This is a genomic window from Micromonospora sp. ANENR4 (genome assembly GCF_015354395.1).
Classification (GTDB): Bacteria; Actinomycetota; Actinomycetes; order Mycobacteriales; family Micromonosporaceae; genus Micromonospora; species Micromonospora aurantiaca.
In genome coordinates this window covers 45,084-65,067 of record NZ_JADKYQ010000020.1, presented here as the reverse complement: position 1 = coordinate 65,067, position 19,984 = coordinate 45,084, and the positions used below count along the sequence as shown (strand labels likewise).

The following is a 19,984-nucleotide window of genomic DNA, read 5'->3' as shown; positions in this document are numbered from 1 at the left end:
CCCCGGATGCCGGCGAGCTGGTGTCGTCGATCGCCAGATCGTGGACGGGCCCCGGCAGGGGCCCGACCACGACCGGGATCAGCGGAGGCTGCGCAGCCGCGGCGGCACGTTCGCCGCGGCGGCCCGGTCGAGCAGCCAAAGGGTACGCGAGACGCCCCGCACCCCGGCGGCCGGCAGCTGCACCGGCCCGGCCCCAGCCAGCGCCATGCCCACCGCCCCGGCCTTGTCCGCTCCGGCGGCGATCAGCCACACCTCCTCGGCCGTGTTGATCGTCGGCAGCGTCAGCGTGGTCCGCACCGGCGGCGGCTTCGGGCTGCCCCGTACCGCGCTGACCGGCCGCTTGTCGTGGTGCACCGGGTGCTCCGGGAACACCGAGGCCACGTGCCCGTCCTCGCCGACGCCGAGCATCAGCACGTCGAAGTGCGGCACGATCGCGTTCCCGGGCCGGGCGGCGGCGGCCAGCTCCCGCGCGTACCCGGCGGCAGCCGCCTCCGGGTCGTCACCCGCGGGGCCGTCCGATGCCGGCATCGGGTGCACCCGGGCCGGGTCCAGCGGCACCGTGTCCAGCAGCGCCGCCCGGGCCTGCGTCTCGTTGCGCTCCGGGTCACCGGCGGGCAGGAACCGCTCGTCGCCCCACCACACGTCGACCCGGGACCAGTCGACGGCGTCCCGGGCGGGCAGCTGCCCGACCGCCCGGTACACCGCCGCGGCGATCCGCCCCCCGGTCAGCACCACCGACGCCTGGCCGCGCTCGGCCTGCGCGTCGAGCAGCTTCACCACCAACCGGGCCGCCACCGCCTGCGCCAGCAGGTCGGGGTCGGCGTGTACGGCGACACTCGCCTCAGTCATCCGTCGAGCCCTCGTGTTCCGACCGCCCACCGGCGGTCAACTGTGCCTCCGACCACCCGGTCCGGGTGGTCACTCGTTCGCGGTCGCGCCCGCGTGCGCGGTCACGCCGGCCTCGGCCCGCTGGGCGGTCGCCGGATCCTTCCACACGTGCACCCGCTGGGCGGGGCGCTGGTCGAGCCCGGTGATCCCGGCCGCAGCGCCGAGCGCCTCCGCGTACACCTGGTCGGCGTCGAGGCGGCGCAGCTCCTCGGCCAGCTCGTCACCGAGCGGCCGGCGCACCAGCGGCAGCGTGCGGTCCTCCTGCCCGGTACGCCGGAACACTGCGATGCTGTCGTCCCGGGTGAGCGTCAGCTCGTCGCCGTTGGCGCAGCGCAGCTGCACCTGACGCATCCGCGGGAACTCCTCGGTGGCGGTCAGGATCGGGTCGATGCCGAGCCGGGCGTTGAGCCAGCCGCGCATCAGTGCCGCCGTCGGATCCGACGGGGGCGCCACCACGCTCGCCTCGGTGACCCGGGCCTGGGTGGTGTCGAACGCGCCCGCCACGAGCGTGCGCCACGGGGTGATCCGGGTCCACGCCAGGTCGGTGTCGCCCGGGGCGTAGTCGTGCGCCCGCTGCCGCAGCGCGGCGATCGGGTCGGCGGCCTGCGCCGAGTCGGTGATCCGCCGGTCCGCGACCACACCGAGGAAGTCGGTGGCGATCTCCTCCGGCGGCTCGCCGTGCCACCACGTCACCACCGGTACGTCCGGCACCAGCAGCGGCATCACCACGGATTCGGCGTGCAGCGCGAGCCGCCCGTACATCCGGGTCACCACCGCCTCGCACGGCCCGAGCCGGCCACCCACGACGATCTCCGCGTCCAGCCGGTTGCGGTCCCGCTCGACGTCGGAGCGGACCACCACGAGCAGCCGGCACGGGTGCGCCGCGGCGGCGATGGTGGCCGCCGCCTCGGCCTCGCGTACCCGCTTCTCGTCCACCACCACGATCAGCGTGAGCGCCATGCCACTGGCGACCCCGCCCGCGCTGCGCCGTTCCGCGGCCAGCGCCTTGACCACCTCGTTGCCGGTGGTGTCCCACAGCCCGATCAATGGAGCCTCCTGGTTCGCTCGCAGTGCTCGCTCACGCTCTCCGCCAAGCCCGGCCCTCGCGGGCCAGCATCTCGTCGGCGGCCCGGGGCCCCCACTCACCGGCCCGGTACGGCTCCGGGGTCGTGCCCTCCCAGGCGTGCTCCAGCGGGTCGACGACCTGCCAGCTCTGCTCCACCTCGGCGGCGTCCGGGAACAGCGTCCGGTCGCCGATCAGCACGTCCAGCACCAGCCGCTCGTACGCCTCGGGGCTGGACTCGGTGAACGCCTCGCCGTACTGGAAGTCCATCGCGATGTCGCGGACCTCCATCGTGGTGCCCGGCACCTTGGAGCCGAACTTGAGCACCACGCCCTCGTCCGGCTGCACCCGGATGACGAGCTGGTTGGGGCCGAGCGACTCCATGTCGGCGGCGTTGAACGGCAGGTGCGGCGCCTTCTTGAACATGATGGCCACCTCGGTGACCCGCCGGGGCAGCCGCTTGCCGGCCCGGATGTAGAACGGCACCCCGGCCCAGCGGCGGTTCTGGATGCCCAGCTTCACCGCCACGTACGTCTCGGTGGTGGAGCCCTCCGGGACGCCCTCCTCCTCCAGGTAGCCCTTGGCGCGCTCGCCGCCCACCCAGCCGGGCAGGTACTGGCCGCGCACGGTGTCCTCGGTGACGTCCCGCGGCACGGTGATCGCCTTGAGCACCTTGAGCTTCTCGGCCCGGATCTCGTCGGCGTCGAAGCTCGTCGGCTCCTCCATCGCGACCAGGGCGAGCAGCTGGAGCAGGTGGTTCTGGAGCACGTCGCGGGCGGTGCCCACGGAGTCGTAGAAGGCCGCGCGGGTGCCGATGCCGACGTCCTCGGCCATGGTGATCTGCACCGAGTCGACGTACTTGGAGTTCCACAGCGGCTCGAACAGGTTGTTCGCGAAGCGCAGCGCCAGGATGTTCTGGACCGTCTCCTTGCCCAGGTAGTGGTCGATCCGGAACACGTCCTTGCTGGTGAAGACGTCGTCGACCAGGTCGTTGAGCGCCTTCGCCGACGGCAGGTCGTTGCCGAACGGCTTCTCCACCACCACGCGCCGCCAGCCGCCGGACTTGGCGTTGTCGGCCATGCCGGTGCGGGCGAGTTGCTTGAGCACCACCGGGAAGGCCGCCGGGGGGATGGAGAAGTAGAAGGCCGCGTTGCCGGCGATGCCGTGCGAGTCGCGCAGCTCGTCGAGTGTGGCGGCGAGGTGGTCGAACGCCGCGTCGTCGTCGAACGAGCCGCCGACGAACTTGATGTTGCCGGCGAGGCGGGCCCACACCTCCTCCCGCCACGGGGTGCGGGCGTGCTTCTTGGCCGCGTCGTGCGCCACCGACTCGAAGTCGCCGTCGCCCCAGTCCCGGCGGGCGAAGCCCAGGACCACGAAGCCGGGCGGCAGGAGCCCTCGGTTGGCCAGGTCGTAGACCGCCGGCAGCAGCTTCTTGCGGGCCAGGTCGCCGGTCACCCCGAAGATCACCAGGGCACACGGCTCGGGGATCCGGGGTAGTCGCCGGTCCTGCGGATCGCGCAGCGGGTTCACCGGGCCACCTCCTCCTGCGTCTCGGTCCGCTGATTCCAGGTCGTTGATCGTCACGTGCGTGTCCGTCCGGCCGTTTCCAGGAGCTGGGCGGCACCCGCCGCCCGCTCGGTCAGGTGCAGGCGCAGCACCGGTCGCTCCCGGCCGGCCAGGGCCCGCCGGTCGCCGGCGGCCTGGGCCGCCTGGAGCTGCGCGAAGGTGTACGGACGACCGGGCACGTCCAGATCATCGGTGACCGCACCGGTGATCTGGAGGTACCGGCCGTGCGGGTCGGTGTGTTCGGCCCGGCGCGGTCCCCAGCCGAAGGTGACCGGACGGCCGGCGGCCCGCGCCAGCAGCGGGCGCAGCCCGGCGACCGACGCGTCGGCGTGCCGGTCGAGGTACGCGGTCACCACGAGGTGCTCCCGTTCGCCCAGCCCGTCGAGCAGCCAGCGCAGCGCGCCGGTCAGGTCGGCGGGCGCGCCGCTCGGGGCGTACACCTCGATCGCGCCCTCGACCGACGACGGCGGCCCGCTCTCCGGCGCCGCGTCGTCGCCCACCGGGTCCGGCGGCGCGGCGAACGGGTCGGCCCGCAGCGTCACCGCGGCGGTGGCGGCCGCGTAGGCCCAGGTGAGCAGGTGCGCGCCGAGCGGGCCGTTGACGGCCACGTCGGCCGCCACGCCCGGCCCGACGCCGGCGCCGAGGGCGCCGCCGAGACCGACTGTGAGCACGCCCGGCCCGGTGGCGCCGGGGGAGTCGGGGGACTCCGCGACCACCGGCAGCAGCCGTCCACCGGTGGCCCGGGCGAGCAGCGCGCCGGCCCAGCGGCCCAGGCCGTCGAGGCCGGTGCCGTCCGGGACCAGCGCGATCGTGTCCCGTCCGGCGCCGGGCGCCGCGCCCAGGGCCGCGCCGAGCGCCAGGGCCGGGTTGTCCCGGTCCCGGTCCAGCACGCCGGTGAGCGCCTCCGCCTCGTCCAGCGCCTCGGCCACCGCCGCGCCGGCCAGCGCCGCCGGGACCAGACCGGACGCGGTGAGCGCGGCCCACGGCCCGGCCACGCCGGACTCGGCCGGGATGACCATCGCGCCCAGCTCGTCGGCGCGCGCCGCGAGGTCGGAGCCGGGTTCGGTGACCACCACGACGTGCCGGGCGGCGTCGGGGCCCTCGTCCGCCCACGCCTGCCGGTAGACCCGCAGGTGGGCGTCGGTGGTCCGGTCGAGGCCGCGCCGGGCGGCGAGCACCAGGAGGGTCCGCGCCGGGCGGTCGGCGAGCGCGGCCCGGACCGGTCCCGGGTCGGCGGTGTCGAGCACCGTCAGCGGCCGGCCCAGGCACTCGGCCAGCACCTCCGCGGCGAGCGTGTCGTCGCGGGCGCCGGCCAGCACCACGTGGTCCAGGTCGCCCAGCTCGGCGGCCAGTTCGGCGAGCTGGGGGAGCAGGTCCCGGCTGCGCCGGTGGGCGTGCAGCCAGCCCAGCCCGTCGAGGGCCGCCGGCTCGGCGGCGGGTCCCCAGAGGGCCGGGTCGGCGGCGGCGAGCCGGGCCGGGACGTCATGGGAGACGAGCGTGGCGCGGGTGGACGCACCGAGGGCGTCGGCTCCGCGCACGGCCAGGCCGGCGGCCATGTCCGCCCGCCCGGCCAGCAGGTCACTCACGGCGCCACCTCGGCTTCCACACAGCGCCCCCTCACCGCTTCCACGGTACGGCGCGACGCGTCCCGGGGCCGGGCCCCGGGACGCGTCGGACGCCGTCTGTCACGCGTTGCCGCCGGCCTGCTGCGCCGCCTGCGCGTTCTTCCCGGCGGCCCGGTGCGGGCTGCCCGAGCCCTTGGCCGCCTCGGCGAGGGACTTCTTGACCCCCTCCAGCAGCTCCACCCAGCTCGCCTCGAACTTCTCCACGCCCTCGCGCTCCAGCGTGGCGATCACGTCGGACAGGTCCACGCCCACCGCCAGCAGGTCGTCGAAGACCTGGCGGGCGTCGTCGTACGCGACGGTGACGGTGTCCGCCTTCGTCTCGCCGTGCTCGGCGTAGGCGTGGATGACCGGCTCCGGCATGGTGTTGACGGTGCCGGGCGCGATCAGCTCCTCGACGTAGATGACGTCCCGGTAGTCCGGGTTCTTCGTCGAGGTGGAGGCCCACAGCGGGCGCTGCGGGTGGGCGCCCGCGTCGGCCAGCTTCTGCCAGCGCGCCGAGGAGAACACCTCGCCGTAGCGCTCGTACGCCAGCCGGGCGTTGGCGACAGCGGCCTTGCCGCGCAGCGCCTTGGCCTGGTCCGACCCGATCTTCTCCAGCCGCTTGTCCACCTCGGTGTCGACCCGGGAGACGAAGAACGAGGCGACCGAGCCGATCTTCGACAGGTCGTGCCCGTTGGCCTTCGCCTGTTCCAGGCCGGCCAGGAAGGCGTCCATCACCTGCGAGTACCGGTCCAGGCCGAAGATCAGCGTGACGTTGACGCTGATCCCCTCGGCCAGCGTCGCGGTGATCGCGGGCAGGCCCTCCTCGGTGGCCGGGATCTTGATGAACAGGTTCGGCCGGTCGACCAGCCACCACAGCGCCTTGGCCTCGGCGACGGTCTTCGCCGCGTCGTGCGCCGAGCGCGGGTCCACCTCGATCGACACCCGGCCGTCCACGCCGCCGCTGACGTCGTACGACGGGCGCATCACGTCGCAGGCCCACCGCACGTCGTACGTGGTGAGCATGCGGACCGCCTCCTCGACGTCCACACCGCGTACGGCGAGGTCACGAAGCTGCCAGTCGTACTCGTCGGCGTCGCTCAGCGCCTTGGCGAAGATCGTCGGGTTGGTGGTCACCCCGGCTACGTGGCTCTCCCGGCGCAGCTTGTCCAGCCCGCCGGAGGTCAGCCGTACCCGGGAGAGATCGTCGAGCCAGATCGCCACACCGGCGCCCTGGAGGTCCTTCAGCCTGTCCGTCATGCCGTCCACGCTCCCCTCAGTTGCCGGTCGTGAAACCGGTGATGTCGCCCACCCGGGTCAGCGCCGCGTGCGCGGCGGCCACGATCCGGTCGGGGGTGAAGCCGAACTGCTCGAAGAGCACGGTGTGCGGCGCGCTGGCGCCGTAGTGCTCGATGCTCACGCACTCGCCGCTGTCGCCGACGATCGCGCGCCACGACATCGCGATGCCCGCCTCCACGCTCACCCGTGCCTTTACCCCGCGAGGCAGCACCGACTCCCGGTACGCCTCGTCCTGGGCGAAGAACCACTCCTGGCAGGGCATGGAGACGACCCGGGTGGGGGTGCCGTCGGCCTCCAGCCGCTCCCGCGCGGTGAGGCAGAGCTGCACCTCCGACCCGGTGCCGACGAGAATCACCTGCGGCTTGCCGTTCGACGCCTCGGCCAGCACGTAACCGCCCTTGGCGACGCCCTCGGCGCCGGCCAGGTCGGTGCGGTCGAACGTCGGCAGCGCCTGGCGGCTGAGCGCCAGCGCGGTCGGCCGGTCGGTGTGCTCCAGCGCCTGCCGCCAGGCCCAGACCGTCTCGTTGGCGTCGGCCGGGCGGACCACGTCCAGGCCGGGGATGGCCCGCAGCGCGGTCAGGTGCTCGATCGGCTGGTGCGTCGGGCCGTCCTCGCCGAGGCCGATCGAGTCGTGCGTCCAGACGTACGTCACCGGCAGCTTCATCAGCGCGGCCAGCCGTACCGCCGGGCGCATGTAGTCGCTGAACACCAGGAACGTGCCGCCGTACGGGCGGGTGCCGCCGTGCAGGGCGATGCCGTTGAGGATCGAGCCCATGGCGTGCTCGCGGATGCCGAAGTGCAGCGTGCGGCCGTACTCGTCGCCCGGGAAGTCCTTGGTGGCGTGCGCAGCCGGGACGAACGACGGCTCGCCCTTCATCGTGGTGTTGTTGCTCTCGGCCAGGTCGGCCGAGCCGCCCCACAGCTCCGGCAGCACCGGCGCCAGGGCCTCCAGGATCTTGCCGGATGCGGCCCGGGTGGCGACGCCCTTGGCGTCCGCCGGGAAGGTCGGCAGCGCGTCGGTCCAGCCGGTCGGCAGCGTACGGGTGGCCATCCGGTCCCACAGCGCCTTGCGCTCCGGGTTGGCCTGCGCCCACGCGTCGAATCCGGTGGTCCACTCGGCCTGCTCCTGCGCGCCGCGCTCCAGCACCTGACGGGCGTGCTTGAGCACCTCCTCGTCGACCTCGAAGGTGCGCTGCGGGTCGAAGCCGAGGATCTCCTTGGTGGCCTTGACCTCGTCCGCGCCGAGCGCCGAGCCGTGGATCTTGCCGGTGTTCTTCTTGTTCGGCGCGGGCCAGCCGATGATCGTGCGCAGCGCGATGAACGACGGCCGGCCGGTCTCCGCCTTGGCGGCCAGCAGCGCCTGGTACAGCGCCTCCACGTCCTCGTGGTAGTCGCCCTGGTCGGCGTCGCCGCGGCGCCAGTCGACGGTCTGCACGTGCCAGCCGTACGCCTCGTAGCGGGCCGCGACGTCCTCGCTCTTGGCGATGCGGGTGTCGTCCTCGATCGAGATCTCGTTGTCGTCGTAGATCACGCAGAGGTTGCCGAGCTGCTGGTGACCGGCGAGCGCGCTGGCCTCGTGGGTGATGCCCTCCTCGATGTCACCGTCGGAGGCGATGCACCAGATGTCGTGCCGGAACGGCGAGTCGGCGCGGTCCGGCTCGCTGTCGAACAGGCCGCGCTCGCGGCGGGCCGCCATCGCCATGCCGACCGCGTTGCCGAGGCCCTGGCCGAGCGGACCGGTGGTGGTCTCCACGCCCGGGGTGTGGCCGTGCTCCGGGTGGCCCGGGGTGAGCGAGCCCCACTGGCGCAGCGCCTTGAGGTCGTCCAGCGCCAGCGGGTAGCCGGAGAGGAAGAGCTGGATGTAGAGCGTCAGGCTGGAGTGCCCGGCCGACAGCACGAACCGGTCGCGTCCGGCCCAGTTCGGGTCGGCGGGGTTGTGCCGCATGACCCGGTTGAAGAGCAGGTACGCCACCGGGGCGAGGCTCATCGCCGTCCCCGGGTGGCCGTTGCCGGATTTCTCCACGGCGTCCATGGCCAGCACGCGGACCGTGTCGACGGCCCTGCGGTCGAGGTCGGACCAGTTGAGAGCGGGAAGCTCGGGTCGGTTGGCAGCCACGATGGTTGTGCTCCTCGGCAGATGGGCGGAACCCTCACTGATGACCCTATCGAGCGGCGCTAAACGTCCGCCCGGGGATCTCAGCATGCTGTTCTGTACGGATCGCGGACGTCCGGTCGTTCAACCGCAGGTGTGACGGCTCGCACCGTTGCCGGGTCCACGGGGCAGCGAAAACGACGCCGCGTAGTGTGTGGGGCGGTGTGTGGACCCGCAGCGGTCCGGGCCGAACGACCTCCCCCGCCGATGCCGGAAGGTGGCAATCCGTGAGCATGATCACCGAGCGCCCCGTCAGCAACCCTGCCGGGCAGTCGCCGGTGGGCGCGGTGGCGGAGGCGCCGGCGAGCGGCCGGCGGGACGTACGCGCCGTGGTGGCGGCGTACGTGACGCTGACCAAGCCGCGGATCGTCGAGCTGCTGCTGGTCACCACCGTGCCGGCGATGATGCTCGCCCACGGCGGGATGCCGTCGCTGTGGCTGGTCGCCGTGGTGCTGGTCGGCGGGTCGCTCGCGGCCGGCGCGGCGAGCGTCATCAACTGCTACATCGACCGCGACATCGACCAGCTCATGCGGCGTACCAAGCGCCGCCCGCTGCCCGCGCACACCGTGTCGCCGCGCAGCGCGCTGGTCTTCGGCCTGGTGCTGGCGGTCGTGTCGGTGGCGCTGATGGCGGTGGCGACGAACTGGCTGGCGACGGTGCTGACGCTGGCCGCGATCGCCTACTACGACCTGGTCTACACGCTGTGGCTGAAGCGGACCACGGCCGCGAACACGTTCTGGGGCGGCATCTGCGGCGCCGCGCCGGTGCTGATCGGCTGGGCCGCTGTCACCGGCACGCTGGCGCCGGCCGCGTGGGGCCTGTTCGCTGTGGTCTTCTTCTGGCAGATGCCGCACTTCTACGCGCTGGCCATCAAGTACAAGGCCGACTACGCCCGCGCCGGGGTGCCGATGCTGCCGGTGGTGGCCTCGGTCCGGCGGGTGAACGCGGAGATCATCGGCTTCTCCTGGCTGACGGTGCTCTCCTCGCTGGCGGTGTGGCCGCTCGGGATGAGCCCGATCTACGGCGTCACCGCGCTCGTGGTCGGCGGGATCTTCCTCGTCGAGGCGCACAAGCTGTGCCGGCGCGCGACGCGTGGCGAGGCGGTCAAGCCGATGCGGCTGTTCCACTGGTCCACCACGTACCTCACGATTCTCTTCGCGGCCGTCGCGCTCGACGCGCTGCTCTGACCCGCCCGTCCGGCGGTTCATCAGAAATTTTTTTCGGGCTTCCCCGGACGTGTTCAACCCGGACAGATTGTGACGATCCAGCCCGCCCGCTTCGCCCAGATATAAGCGACATGTACGGGCGAATTACCTGTGGTTCTTCTTAAACCGATGGGTAATTGGCATCACATTCAGTTCATGGTTCTCGCACATCCGGGTGGAACTCTGCTTAGGCTTCGCGTCATGGCAGATGGTTCCGATACGACGCTGACGGCTGACAAGACCGCCGAGCAGGCCCCCAACGGCCTGGTCGCGGGCATCAAGTCGTTCGCCGCCGGACACGGCGGCGCGAAGGCGGTCATCGAGTACGTCGGCAAGCGCGGCGCACGGATCGTCCTCGTGGGTTCCGACGGGGTATGGGCGGACCAGTTCGCCGACGGCACGGACGTCGCGCGGCAGGCCTGCGCCAAGGCCGGGGTCGACGTCGAGAACGCCTGGGAGCGTGAACTGATGGACCAGATGCGTCCGAGCAACGACCTGTGGCGGTCGATGGCCCGGCGCACGATGGCCCGTTGACATATACCGAATGACCGACCACCACCAGTCGACCCGGGGGAGACCCCGGGTCGCTTTCGTCACCTGCGCCGAACTGCCCGACCTCGACCCGGACGACCGGCTCGCGCTCGGCCCGCTCGCCGCCCGCGGCGTCACCGCCGAGATCGCCGTCTGGGACGACCCGGCAGTCGACTGGTCCGGGTACGACCTGGTCGTGCTCCGCTCCCCGTGGGACTACGCGCTGCGGCGGGACGAGTTCGTGGCCTGGGCGCGTACCGTGCCGGCCCTGGTCAACCCGGCCGACGTGGTCGCCTGGAACACCGACAAGCGCTACCTGTCCGAGCTGTCCGCAGCCGGAGTGCCCACCGTCCCGACCGAGTGGGTCGAGCCCGGGCGGGAGTGGACCCCACCGGCCGGCGGCGAGTACGTGATCAAGCCGGCGGTCAGCGCCGGCAGCCAGGACACCGGCCGCTACGACCTGACCGACCCGGAGCACCGCGAGCTGGCGCCGGCCCACGTGCGGCGGCTCTCCGACGCCGGGCGGGTCACGATGGTGCAGCCGTACCTCGACGCGGTGGACACCGCCGGGGAGACCGCGCTGCTGTTCCTGGCCGGTCCCGGCGGCCTGGCGTTCAGCCACGCGATCCGCAAGGGTCCGATGCTGACCGGGCCGGACCTGGGCGAGGCCGCGCTCTACAAGGAGGAGCGGATCGACGCCCGCGTCGCCACGGCGGAGCAGCGCGCGGTGGCCGAGAAGGTGCTCGCGGTGGTGCCCGGCGGCCCGGACCGCCTGCTCTACGCCCGCGTCGACCTGATCCCCGGCCCGGACGGCGAGCCCGTGCTGGTCGAGCTGGAGCTGACCGAGCCGAGTCTGTTCGTCGGGTACGCCGACGGCGCCCCGGACCGGCTCGCCGACGCGGTGCTCACCCACCTGGCCCGCCACTGACCCGGATCGGCCGGGGGAGCCCGGCTGGCTAAGCGCCGGCCGGTGCGAGCCGGGCCAGGTGGGCGTCGATCTCCGTGCGGGCGTCCGCCGGGTCCAGTCCGGTGGTCAGGATCCGTACCGTGACGCCGTCCAGCAGCGTCGCCAGCGCGGCGGCCTCGGCCCGCGCGTCCACGTGCCCGGCGATGCCGCCGGTGGCCCGGCCGAGCGTGAGCAGCCGCTCGACGTTGGCCCGCATCTGCGCCTCGCTCTCCGCCAGGATCGCCGCGACCTGCTCGTCGACGAGCGCCTCGGCGGTGAGGACCAGCCAGACGCGGGCCTCGAAGGCGCGTTCGGCGTCCAGCGGGACGAGTTGCCGTACCGCCTGCCGGATGACCTCCGGAGTGACCGGGTCGGCGGGGATCGTCCGGGCCCGCGCCACCACGCGCCCGGCCAGGTGGTCCATGGCCGCCCGGACCATCAGTTCCCGGGTCGGCAGGTAGTGCTGCGCGGTCGCCAGCGGCATGCCGGCCTCGGCGGCGACGGCGCGCACCGTCATCCCGGCCGACCCCGCGCGCGCCAGTACGACGCACGCCGCCGCGCCGAGATGACGCCGCCGCTCCTCGTGGTCCACAACCTTGGGCACGACGTGATCATAGATGGTCGGTCATTTGACCGATATAGGTCGGCCGCCTAACGTTGCCCGGCATGACCGCACCCCTCACCGACCCCGCACGCGACACCCGCCGGTTCAGCTACCTCGACATGGCGCTCGTGCTCGCCGTCGGTGTCGGCCTGGCCAACTCGGCGGTCGCGGACTTCCTGGCCCGGGGACCGGAGCGGCTGGGCATGCCGGAGACGGCGGCGTCCACCATCGCCTGGGCCCTGATCAACGGCGCCCAGCTCGCGGTCGGCCTCGCGGTGGTGCGCCACCGCTTCGGCGAGATCGCCAGGCCGCTGCGACTCGTCCGCCCGGCGGGCCGCCAGGTGGGTGCCGCGGTGGGCTGGGGCCTGGCCAAGGCCGCGCTCACCCTCGTGCTCGTGGTGGCGCTGCCCGCGGCGCTCGTCGAGGGTGGCGGCGGTGAGGGCGGCTACCCCGCCGGAAGCCTGCTCGTGCAGTTCGCCTTCGCGTTCGCCTTCGGCGCCGTCGTCTCCCCGCTCTACGAGGAGATCCTCTACCGGGGTGTCTTCTACCAGGGGCTGGCCGCGCGGCTGCCCGCGGTGGCCGCCGTGGTGCTGTCGGCGGCCTTCTTCGCCGTCGTGCACCTGCCCCGGGTGTTCAACACCGTCAGCGCCCTCTTCGCCGGGCTGCTGTTCGCCTGGCTGCTGCACCGGCACCGCAACCTCTGGGTGCCGATCCTCGCCCACGCCGTCAGCAACGGGACGCTCGTCGCGCTGGCGTTCGCCGCCGAGGCGTCCGCCTGACCGCCGGCGGCGGCGACGGCGCGCTCAGTCGCGGTCGCTGTGGTTACGTGCCCAGCGGCCGCCGATCGGCGGCGTGTCCAGCCGCAGCGCGGCCTCGGCGCCGGTCAGGTCGTTGTCCTCGAACGCGCACGAGACACAGCTGCCCGCCTCGGTGACCCAGATGCCGTACGCCTGGGTGTCGGCGTCCCGGTGCCAGATCCGGTTGCCGCGCACGGTGGCCGAGTCGAACGGCGCGGCGATCGTGATGCCGCCGCACGCCGGTGGCGAGTCGGGCAGCTCGTACGCCGTGCCGGGCTCCGGTGTGTCCGCGCTCCAGCCGGTGGAGCCGTCCGGGCGTACCTCGGCCAGGGAGAGCCCGGTGGCGCTGTTGTCGGACACCACCGCGTCCCGCGAGCCGACCCGCACCACCTTGCCCCGGTGCCCGCCGGCCGGCCAGTCGGCGTTGCCGTCGGTGACCTCGCGCGGGCCGTATCGCACCGCCTCACCGGAGCCGGAGCAGGCCGGGGCGGAGCGGCGGCCGTTGTCCCGGATCCGGTTCCCGACGATCGACGTGTCCAGCATCGGCCGGTCGATCCGGATGCCGTCCAGCGCGTTCTCCCGGATGTCGTTGTCCTGGATCACCACGTCGGCCGCCGCACCCCGGTAGCCGTGGCCCAGGTCGTGCTCGTGGTAGCCGAAACCGCCGTTGCGGCTGATCCGGTTGGCCTGGACCGCGTACGGGCCGGGGGTGTTGCCCATGCTGATGCCGTCGCCGACGTTGTAGTCGATCACGCAGCCGGTGACCAGGCCGCCGCGCCCGGCGACCCCGGCGGTGCCGTTGCCCGACACGTCGAAGCCGGCCTCCAGGTTGTTGGTCATGGTGCAGGCGGAGACGATCAGCCCGTCCGCGCCCCAGTCGGAGATGCCGAACCGGTTGGCCTGGCTGTGGCAGCCGACGATCCGGATGCCGCGCGGCGGGGTCCAGTAGTCCTTCTGCAGCTCCAGGAAGATGCCGTTGGTGCCGTTGCCGATGGTGGTGCAGTTGGCGATGGTGAGGCGCTCCACGTCGCCCCAGCCGCCGATGCCGACGCCGATCCCCGCGCCGCCCATCTGGTCGCCGTTGTCCAGCCGGCCGCATCCCACCACGACCACGCCGTCGATCAGGCTGTCCTGGAGGAAGTCACAGCCCAGGCCGGTCGCCCCGGTGTGGTGGATGTAGAGGTTGCGGAACACGCCGCGCACCACGTACTGCAGGCCCAGCCCCTTGGCCAGGTAGTCGTAGGACGTCTGGGCCACGCCGGAGCCGTCGATCTCGAAGTCGGCGAACGAGCAGTCGGCGATGTGCCGGTCCCGGTCCGCGCCGTGCTGCACCGTGGTCCAGAAGGCGAGCGGGACCGGCGCGCTGCGGTTGCCCTCGTTGCTGAGCAGGAAGCGGGTCGCCGCCGGTCCGGCGCCGATCAGCGAGACGCCGCTGCGCCAGACGGTGCCGGCGTCACGGATCGAGTACAGGCCGGGCGGGCAGTAGATCACCCGCGCCCGGCCGTCGGCGTCGTACCCGGCGCCGAGGCGGTCCACCAGCGCCGCCAGGGCGGGCTGGTCGTTTGTGACCCCGTCGCCGGTGAGGCCGTACTCGCGGGCGTCGCACCACAGCGGCGCGCCGGCGACCGGGGTCAGCCGTTGCGGTGTGGTGGTGGAGAGGCTCTTGCGCGACACGGGGAGCTCCCCTCGGGCGACGGTCGGTGGCCCGGACCGCTTTCCCGCTCCCGCCGCGCGGTAACGCCCGCGCTCAGGCGGCGGCGCCCACCCGTCGCTCGGCGGGCGCGGCCGGCACCTCCGGGGTGGCCGGCAGTCGCTCCCGGGTCGCCCAGAGCACGCCCAGCGTGGCCAGCAGCACCAGGCAGGAGCCGAGCATGTGCGCGCCGACCAGCACGGCGGGCAGGTGGGTGAAGTACTGGACGAAGCCGATCACGCCCTGGCCCAGCTCGACCGCGATCAGCACCGCGGCGGCCCGCGCCGCCCGAGCCGCGCCGACCGCCCGGAACGCGAAGTACAGCGCCACCGACAGACCGATCAGCAGGAAGACGCCGTCGGCGTGCACCTGGGAGATCGCCGCCGGGTCCAGGCCGTTGCGGGCCGCGCCGTGGTCGCCGGCGTGCGGTCCGCTGCCGGTCACCCACGTGCCGACGACCAGCACCGACGCGCTCACCGCCGTGGTGATCCAGGCGAGGGTACGCAGCGGCGCCGGTACGGTCGGGGACACCGGCCCGTCCGGGTCCTTGATGCGCCGCCAGAGCGCGTACGCGACCGCGATCACCGCCATCGAGGCGAGGAAGTGCAGCCCGACCACCCACGGGTTGAGGTTGGTGAGCACGGTGATGCCACCGATGACCGCCTGGGCCGGAATGCCGAACAGCACGCCCACCGCCAGCGGCAGCGTCCCGCGGCGGCGGGGGCGGTGCGCCAGCACGGCCAGCACCACGGCGAGCGCGATGATTCCGACCGCGAAGGTGAGCAGCCGGTTGCCGAACTCGATCACCCCGTACACGCCCATCTCGGGCGTGGTGGTGTAGGAGTCCTCGGTGCACCGGGGCCAGGTGGGGCAGCCGAGGCCGGAGGCGGTGAGCCGGACGGCCCCGCCGGTGACCACGATCGCGACGTTCGCGATGATCGAGGCGAGCGCGAGGCGGCGCAGCAGCGTGGCGGAGACCGGAAACCGGACGGATCGCTTCACGGAGCGAATCCTACGCACCGTAGTTGATCCCGATCGGGTGACTCCGGCACCCCGGTGGTCGGAATCACCGGACCCCGGGTTTGCGGGCCCTCCGCGAATTACGTAACGTTGCCGTTGTGAAAAACGCGGCGGCGCTCTCCCGAACGCCGGTGACCGGTCCGGTCGCCGGTGGTTCGCGCGCACGTCGCGGCGTACGGCCCGGCGAGCGGGAGACCGCTCCGGCCGACCTGTCGACCCGCGACCGGGTCACCCAGCTGCTGCTGGAGCGTGGTCCCACCACCGCCGCGCAGCTCGGCTCGGCGCTCGGCCTGAGCCCGGCGGCGATCCGCCGCCACCTCGACGCGATGCTCGCCGACGGTGACGTGGTCGCCCGCGAGCAGGCCGTGCGCGGCAGCCGCGGGCGCGGCCGGCCGGCCAAGGTCTTCGCGCTCACCGAGGCGGGCCGCGGCCGCTGTGGCACCCACCACTACGACAACATGGCCACCGCCGCGCTGCGGTGGATCGCCCGCACCGGCGGCACCGAGGCGGTCGCGGCGTTCGCGGCCGAGCAGGTCTCCGCGCTGGAGACCCGCTGCCGGGCAGCAATGGAGGACGCCGGTGACGCCCCGCTCGCGCGGGCGGAGGCGCTCGCCGGCGCGCTGACCGCCGAGGGCTACGCTGCCAACGCGTCCACGATCGCCTCCGGCGGCCAGCTCTGCCAGCACCACTGCCCGGTGGCGCACGTGGCCGCCGAGTTCCCTCAGCTGTGCGAGGCCGAGACCGAAGTGATCTCCCGTCTGGTCGGCACTCACGTACAGCGCCTGGCCACCATCGCGCACGGCGACGGCGTGTGCACCACGCACATTCCCGCCCAGTCCGGTTCCACCGTCACCACTGTGAGGACAGATAGATGACCGAGCAGATCGTCCAGCCCCTGACCCAGGAGGAGCAGCTCGCGGCCCTCGGCCGTTACGAGTACGGCTGGGCCGACCCCGACGTCGCCGGGGCGTCCGCCCAGCGCGGCCTCAGCGAGGCGGTGGTGCGGGACATCTCGGCCAAGAAGAACGAGCCGGCCTGGATGCTCGACCTGCGGCTCAAGGGCCTGCGGCTGTTCGGCCGCAAGCCGATGCCGAACTGGGGCGCCGACCTCACCGGGATCGACTTCGACAACATCAAGTACTTCGTGCGGTCCACCGAGAAGCAGGCCACCTCCTGGGAGGACCTGCCCGAGGACATCAAGAACACCTACGACAAGCTCGGCATCCCGGAGGCGGAGAAGCAGCGCCTGGTCGCCGGTGTCGCGGCGCAGTACGAGTCCGAGGTCGTCTACCACCAGATCCGTGAGGACCTGGAGGAGCAGGGCGTCGTCTTCCTGGACACCGACACCGCGCTCAAGGAGCACGAGGACCTGTTCAAGGAGTACTTCGGCACGGTCATCCCGGTCGGCGACAACAAGTTCGCCGCGCTGAACACCTCCGTCTGGTCCGGTGGCTCGTTCATCTACGTGCCGAAGGGCGTGCACGTGGACATCCCGCTGCAGGCCTACTTCCGGATCAACACGGAGAACATGGGCCAGTTCGAGCGGACGCTGATCATCGTCGACGAGGGCGCGTACGTGCACTACGTCGAGGGCTGCACCGCGCCCATCTACTCCTCCGACTCGCTGCACAGCGCCGTCGTGGAGATCATCGTCAAGAAGAACGCCCGGTGCCGGTACACGACCATCCAGAACTGGTCGAACAACGTCTACAACCTGGTCACCAAGCGCGCCGTGTGCCACGAGGGCGCGACCATGGAGTGGGTCGACGGCAACATCGGCTCCAAGGTCACCATGAAGTACCCGGCGGTCTACATGACCGGCGAGCACGCCAAGGGCGAGGTGCTGTCGGTGGCGATGGCCGGCGAGGGCCAGCACCAGGACGCCGGCGCCAAGATGGTGCACGCCGCGCCGCACACCTCCTCGACCATCGTGTCGAAGTCGATCGCCCGGGGCGGCGGCCGCACCTCGTACCGCGGTCTGGTGCAGGTGCTGGAGGGCTCGACCAGCAGCAAGAGCACGGTCAAGTGCGACGCGCTCCTGGTCGACACGATCTCCCGCTCCGACACCTACCCGTACGTCGACATCCGCGAGGACGACGTGTCGATGGGGCACGAGGCGACCGTCTCCAAGGTCAGCGAGGACCAGCTCTTCTACCTGATGAGCCGGGGCCTGAGCGAGGACGAGGCGATGGCGATGATCGTGCGCGGCTTCATCGAGCCGATCGCCAAGGAGCTCCCGATGGAGTACGCGCTGGAGCTCAACCGCCTGATCGAACTCCAGATGGAGGGCGCGGTCGGCTGACGCCGGCCACCCTCGCCTCACTGACACCGTCGTCGCTGAACAGACCAAGGAAGAGATGACTACCCAGGCTTCCGCGCCGCCCACGACCAAGTCGCAGGCGCTCCGCTCGTACGACGTCGCCGACTTCCCGGCCCTGACCGGCCTGGAGGAGGAGTGGCGCTTCACCCCGCTCAAGCGCCTGCGCGGCCTGACCGGGTCGGCGCAGGGTGCGACCGGCACGGTCCGGCACGAGTACGGTGACCTGCCCGAGGGCGTCACCGTCGACCGGATCGGCCGGGACGACCCGCGGGTGGGCAGCGTGCTCACCCCGTTCGACCGGGTCAGCGCGCTCGCGTACGGCGGGGCCGACGGCGCGCTGCTGGTGCGCGTCGACCGCGACGCGGTGGTGGAGGCGCCGGTGCGCCTGCGGGTGGTCGGCGAGAACGCCGAGGCGCTCGCCTTCGGTCACACGTTCGTCGAGGTGGACCGGTTCGCCGAGGCCACAGTGGTGATCGAGCACGTCGGCTCGGCCACGCTGGCCGACAACGTCGAGGTGACTGTGGGCGACGGGGCGAAGCTGACCCTGGTCACCGTCGCCGACTGGGCCGACGACGCGGTGCAGGCGCAGCACCTCAAGGTGCGGCTGGGCCGCGACGCCCGGATCCTGCACGTGCAGGTCAGCCTCGGCGGTGACCTGGTCCGGCAGTACACGTCTGTCGAGTACACCCAGCGCGGCGGCGAGGCCGAGCTGTACGGCGTCTACTTCGCCGACTCCGGCCAGCACCTGGAGCACCGGCAGCTGGTCGACCACACCGTGCCGGACTGCCGCAGCAACGTCGGCTACCGGGGCGCGCTGCAGGGCGACGACGCGCACACGGTCTGGGTCGGCGACGTGCTGATCCGTGCCGAGGCGACCGGCACCGACACGTACGAGATCAACCGGAACCTGCTGCTCACCGACGGCGCGCGGGCCGACTCCGTACCCAACCTGGAGATCGAGACCGGCGAGATCGCCGGCGCCGGGCACGCCAGCGCGACCGGCCGGTTCGACGACGAGCAGCTGTTCTACCTGATGGCCCGGGGCATCCCGGAGGCCGAGGCGCGGCGCCTGGTGGTGCGCGGCTTCTTCGCCGAGCTGATCAACAAGATCCCGGTCGAGGACCTGCGCGAGCGCCTGGGCGACGCCATCGAGGCCCGGCTGGCGAAGGCCGGCGCCTGATGCTCAAGATCTGCTCCACCGAGGACGTGCCGAAGGGCACCGCGATCAGCGCCGACGTGGACGGCGTGCAGGTCGCGATCGTGCACGGCGAGGACGACGTGTTCTACGCGGTGCACGACGAGTGCTCGCACGCCGCCGTGGCGCTGTCCGAGGGCGAGGTCGAGGGCTGCACGCTGGAGTGCTGGCTGCACGGATCCCGTTTCGACCTGCGTACCGGTGAGCCCACCGGGCTGCCCGCGACCGAACCCGTACCCGTCTATCCCGTCGAAGTCCGCGACGGCGACATCTACCTTTCCGTGGACGGCGACGGCCGTCCGCTGCCGAGCAATGGAGTGACCCGCTGATGAGCACCCTGGAGATCCGCGACCTGAAGGTGTCGGTCAAGCTGCCCGAGGGTGAGCTCAAGCCGATCCTGCACGGGGTCGACCTGACCGTGCGCTCCGGCGAGACGCACGCCATCATGGGCCCGAACGGCTCCGGCAAGTCCACGCTGGCGTACTCGATCGCCGGTCACCCCAAGTACGAGATCACCGGCGGCGAGGTGACCCTCGACGGCGAGGACGTGCTGTCCATGTCCGTCGACGAGCGGGCCCGCGCCGGTCTCTTCCTGGCCATGCAGTACCCGGTCGAGGTCCCCGGCGTGTCGGTGGCCAACTTCCTGCGTACCGCCAAGACCGCCATCGACGGCGAGGCGCCGAAGCTGCGCACCTGGGCCGGGGAGCTGCGGGGCGCGATGGAGAAGCTCCAGATGGACCCGGCGTTCGCCCAGCGCAACGTCAACGAGGGCTTCTCCGGTGGCGAGAAGAAGCGGCACGAGATCGTGCAGCTGGAGCTGCTCAAGCCGAAGATGGCGATCCTCGACGAGACCGACTCCGGTCTGGACGTGGACGCGCTGCGCGTGGTCAGCGAGGGCGTGAACCGGGTGCGCGACACCGGTGACACCGGCCTGCTGCTGATCACCCACTACACGCGCATCCTGCGCTACATCAAGCCGGACTTCGTGCACGTCTTCGTGGCCGGCCGGATCGTCGAGCAGGGCGGCCGGGAGCTGGCCGACAAGCTCGAGGAAGAGGGCTACGAGCGGTACGTCGCCGGGGCCGGCGCGGCGCGGGCCTGAGA

18 protein-coding genes are annotated in these 19,984 nt (G+C 72.5%); 9 read left to right on the top strand and 9 right to left on the bottom strand.

What is annotated here, in order from left to right; genetic code table 11:
* Positions 1-78: 78 nt before the first annotated feature.
* From pgl to tkt, 6 genes are all read right to left on the bottom strand, one after another.
* Complete coding sequence (gene pgl, locus IRY44_RS28030; protein WP_194803177.1) at positions 79-849, bottom strand: 6-phosphogluconolactonase; 771 nt, start codon at positions 847-849, stop codon at positions 79-81.
* 69 nt (positions 850-918) lie between these two features.
* Positions 919-1,935 carry a glucose-6-phosphate dehydrogenase assembly protein OpcA gene (locus IRY44_RS28025; RefSeq protein ID WP_194803176.1) on the bottom strand — a complete coding sequence of 339 codons (1,017 nt, stop codon included), beginning with the start codon at positions 1,933-1,935 and terminating at the stop codon, positions 919-921.
* A 31-nt stretch (positions 1,936-1,966) separates the two neighbouring features.
* The gene (gene zwf / locus IRY44_RS28020) at positions 1,967-3,481 is read right to left on the bottom strand and encodes a glucose-6-phosphate dehydrogenase (RefSeq protein ID WP_194803175.1); all 1,515 of its coding nucleotides are present in this window, start codon (positions 3,479-3,481) and stop codon (positions 1,967-1,969) included.
* Between the two features lie 50 nt (positions 3,482-3,531).
* A complete protein-coding gene (locus IRY44_RS28015) occupies positions 3,532-5,103 on the bottom strand; it encodes a glucose-6-phosphate isomerase (RefSeq protein ID WP_194803174.1) in 1,572 nt (523 codons plus the stop codon).
* Positions 5,104-5,202: 99 nt separating this feature from the next.
* A complete protein-coding gene (gene tal / locus IRY44_RS28010; protein ID WP_194803173.1) occupies positions 5,203-6,381 on the bottom strand; it encodes a transaldolase in 1,179 nt (392 codons plus the stop codon).
* Between the two features lie 16 nt (positions 6,382-6,397).
* Entirely contained in the window at positions 6,398-8,536 is a 2,139-nt protein-coding gene (gene tkt, locus IRY44_RS28005) for a transketolase (RefSeq protein ID WP_194803172.1), read from the bottom strand.
* 263 nt (positions 8,537-8,799) lie between these two features.
* Here tkt and IRY44_RS28000 point away from each other — a divergent pair, with 263 nt between their 5' ends.
* The 3 genes from IRY44_RS28000 to IRY44_RS27990 all read left to right on the top strand — a co-directional run bounded on the left by IRY44_RS28000 (position 8,800) and on the right by IRY44_RS27990 (position 11,236).
* Positions 8,800-9,759: a heme o synthase gene (locus IRY44_RS28000; RefSeq protein WP_194803171.1), complete on the top strand. Its 960-nt coding sequence runs from the start codon at positions 8,800-8,802 to the stop codon at positions 9,757-9,759.
* Positions 9,760-9,978: 219 nt separating this feature from the next.
* A complete protein-coding gene (locus tag IRY44_RS27995; RefSeq protein WP_013287454.1) occupies positions 9,979-10,311 on the top strand; it encodes a hypothetical protein in 333 nt (110 codons plus the stop codon).
* 10 nt (positions 10,312-10,321) lie between these two features.
* Positions 10,322-11,236, top strand: coding sequence for a RimK family alpha-L-glutamate ligase (locus IRY44_RS27990; protein ID WP_194803170.1), 915 nt, complete (start codon positions 10,322-10,324; stop codon positions 11,234-11,236).
* A 28-nt stretch (positions 11,237-11,264) separates the two neighbouring features.
* On the opposite strand, the gene IRY44_RS27985 is transcribed toward IRY44_RS27990, so the two are convergent.
* Positions 11,265-11,858 (bottom strand): TetR/AcrR family transcriptional regulator, encoded by a 594-nt coding sequence (locus IRY44_RS27985; RefSeq protein WP_194803169.1) that lies wholly within the window; start codon positions 11,856-11,858, stop codon positions 11,265-11,267.
* A gap of 62 nt (positions 11,859-11,920) precedes the next feature.
* On the opposite strand from IRY44_RS27985, the gene IRY44_RS27980 reads away from it, so the two are divergent.
* A complete protein-coding gene (locus tag IRY44_RS27980; RefSeq protein WP_194803168.1) occupies positions 11,921-12,637 on the top strand; it encodes a CPBP family intramembrane glutamic endopeptidase in 717 nt (238 codons plus the stop codon).
* A 24-nt stretch (positions 12,638-12,661) separates the two neighbouring features.
* On the opposite strand, the gene IRY44_RS27975 is transcribed toward IRY44_RS27980, so the two are convergent.
* The gene (locus IRY44_RS27975) at positions 12,662-14,329 is read right to left on the bottom strand and encodes a right-handed parallel beta-helix repeat-containing protein (protein WP_194803167.1); all 1,668 of its coding nucleotides are present in this window, start codon (positions 14,327-14,329) and stop codon (positions 12,662-12,664) included.
* A 73-nt stretch (positions 14,330-14,402) separates the two neighbouring features.
* Entirely contained in the window at positions 14,403-15,365 is a 963-nt protein-coding gene (locus IRY44_RS27970; protein WP_194803166.1) for a heme A synthase, read from the bottom strand.
* 98 nt (positions 15,366-15,463) lie between these two features.
* Between IRY44_RS27970 and IRY44_RS27965 the strand changes: the two genes are divergently transcribed.
* From IRY44_RS27965 to sufC, 5 genes are read left to right on the top strand one after another with little or no spacing between them, the layout of a single operon-like run.
* Positions 15,464-16,240, top strand: coding sequence for a metalloregulator ArsR/SmtB family transcription factor (locus IRY44_RS27965; RefSeq protein WP_194803165.1), 777 nt, complete (start codon positions 15,464-15,466; stop codon positions 16,238-16,240).
* Entirely contained in the window at positions 16,237-17,667 is a 1,431-nt protein-coding gene (gene sufB, locus IRY44_RS27960; protein WP_013287447.1) for a Fe-S cluster assembly protein SufB, read from the top strand. Before IRY44_RS27965 ends, sufB begins: the two co-directional genes overlap by 4 nt.
* A gap of 55 nt (positions 17,668-17,722) precedes the next feature.
* Positions 17,723-18,865, top strand: coding sequence for a Fe-S cluster assembly protein SufD (sufD, locus tag IRY44_RS27955; protein ID WP_194803164.1), 1,143 nt, complete (start codon positions 17,723-17,725; stop codon positions 18,863-18,865).
* Complete coding sequence (locus tag IRY44_RS27950; RefSeq protein WP_013475890.1) at positions 18,865-19,209, top strand: non-heme iron oxygenase ferredoxin subunit; 345 nt, start codon at positions 18,865-18,867, stop codon at positions 19,207-19,209. Before sufD ends, IRY44_RS27950 begins: the two co-directional genes overlap by 1 nt.
* On the top strand, positions 19,209-19,982 hold the full coding sequence (gene sufC / locus IRY44_RS27945; protein ID WP_013287444.1) for a Fe-S cluster assembly ATPase SufC: 774 nt from the start codon (positions 19,209-19,211) through the stop codon (positions 19,980-19,982). The genes IRY44_RS27950 and sufC overlap by 1 nt, the downstream gene beginning before the upstream one ends.
* Positions 19,983-19,984 lie beyond the last annotated feature (2 nt).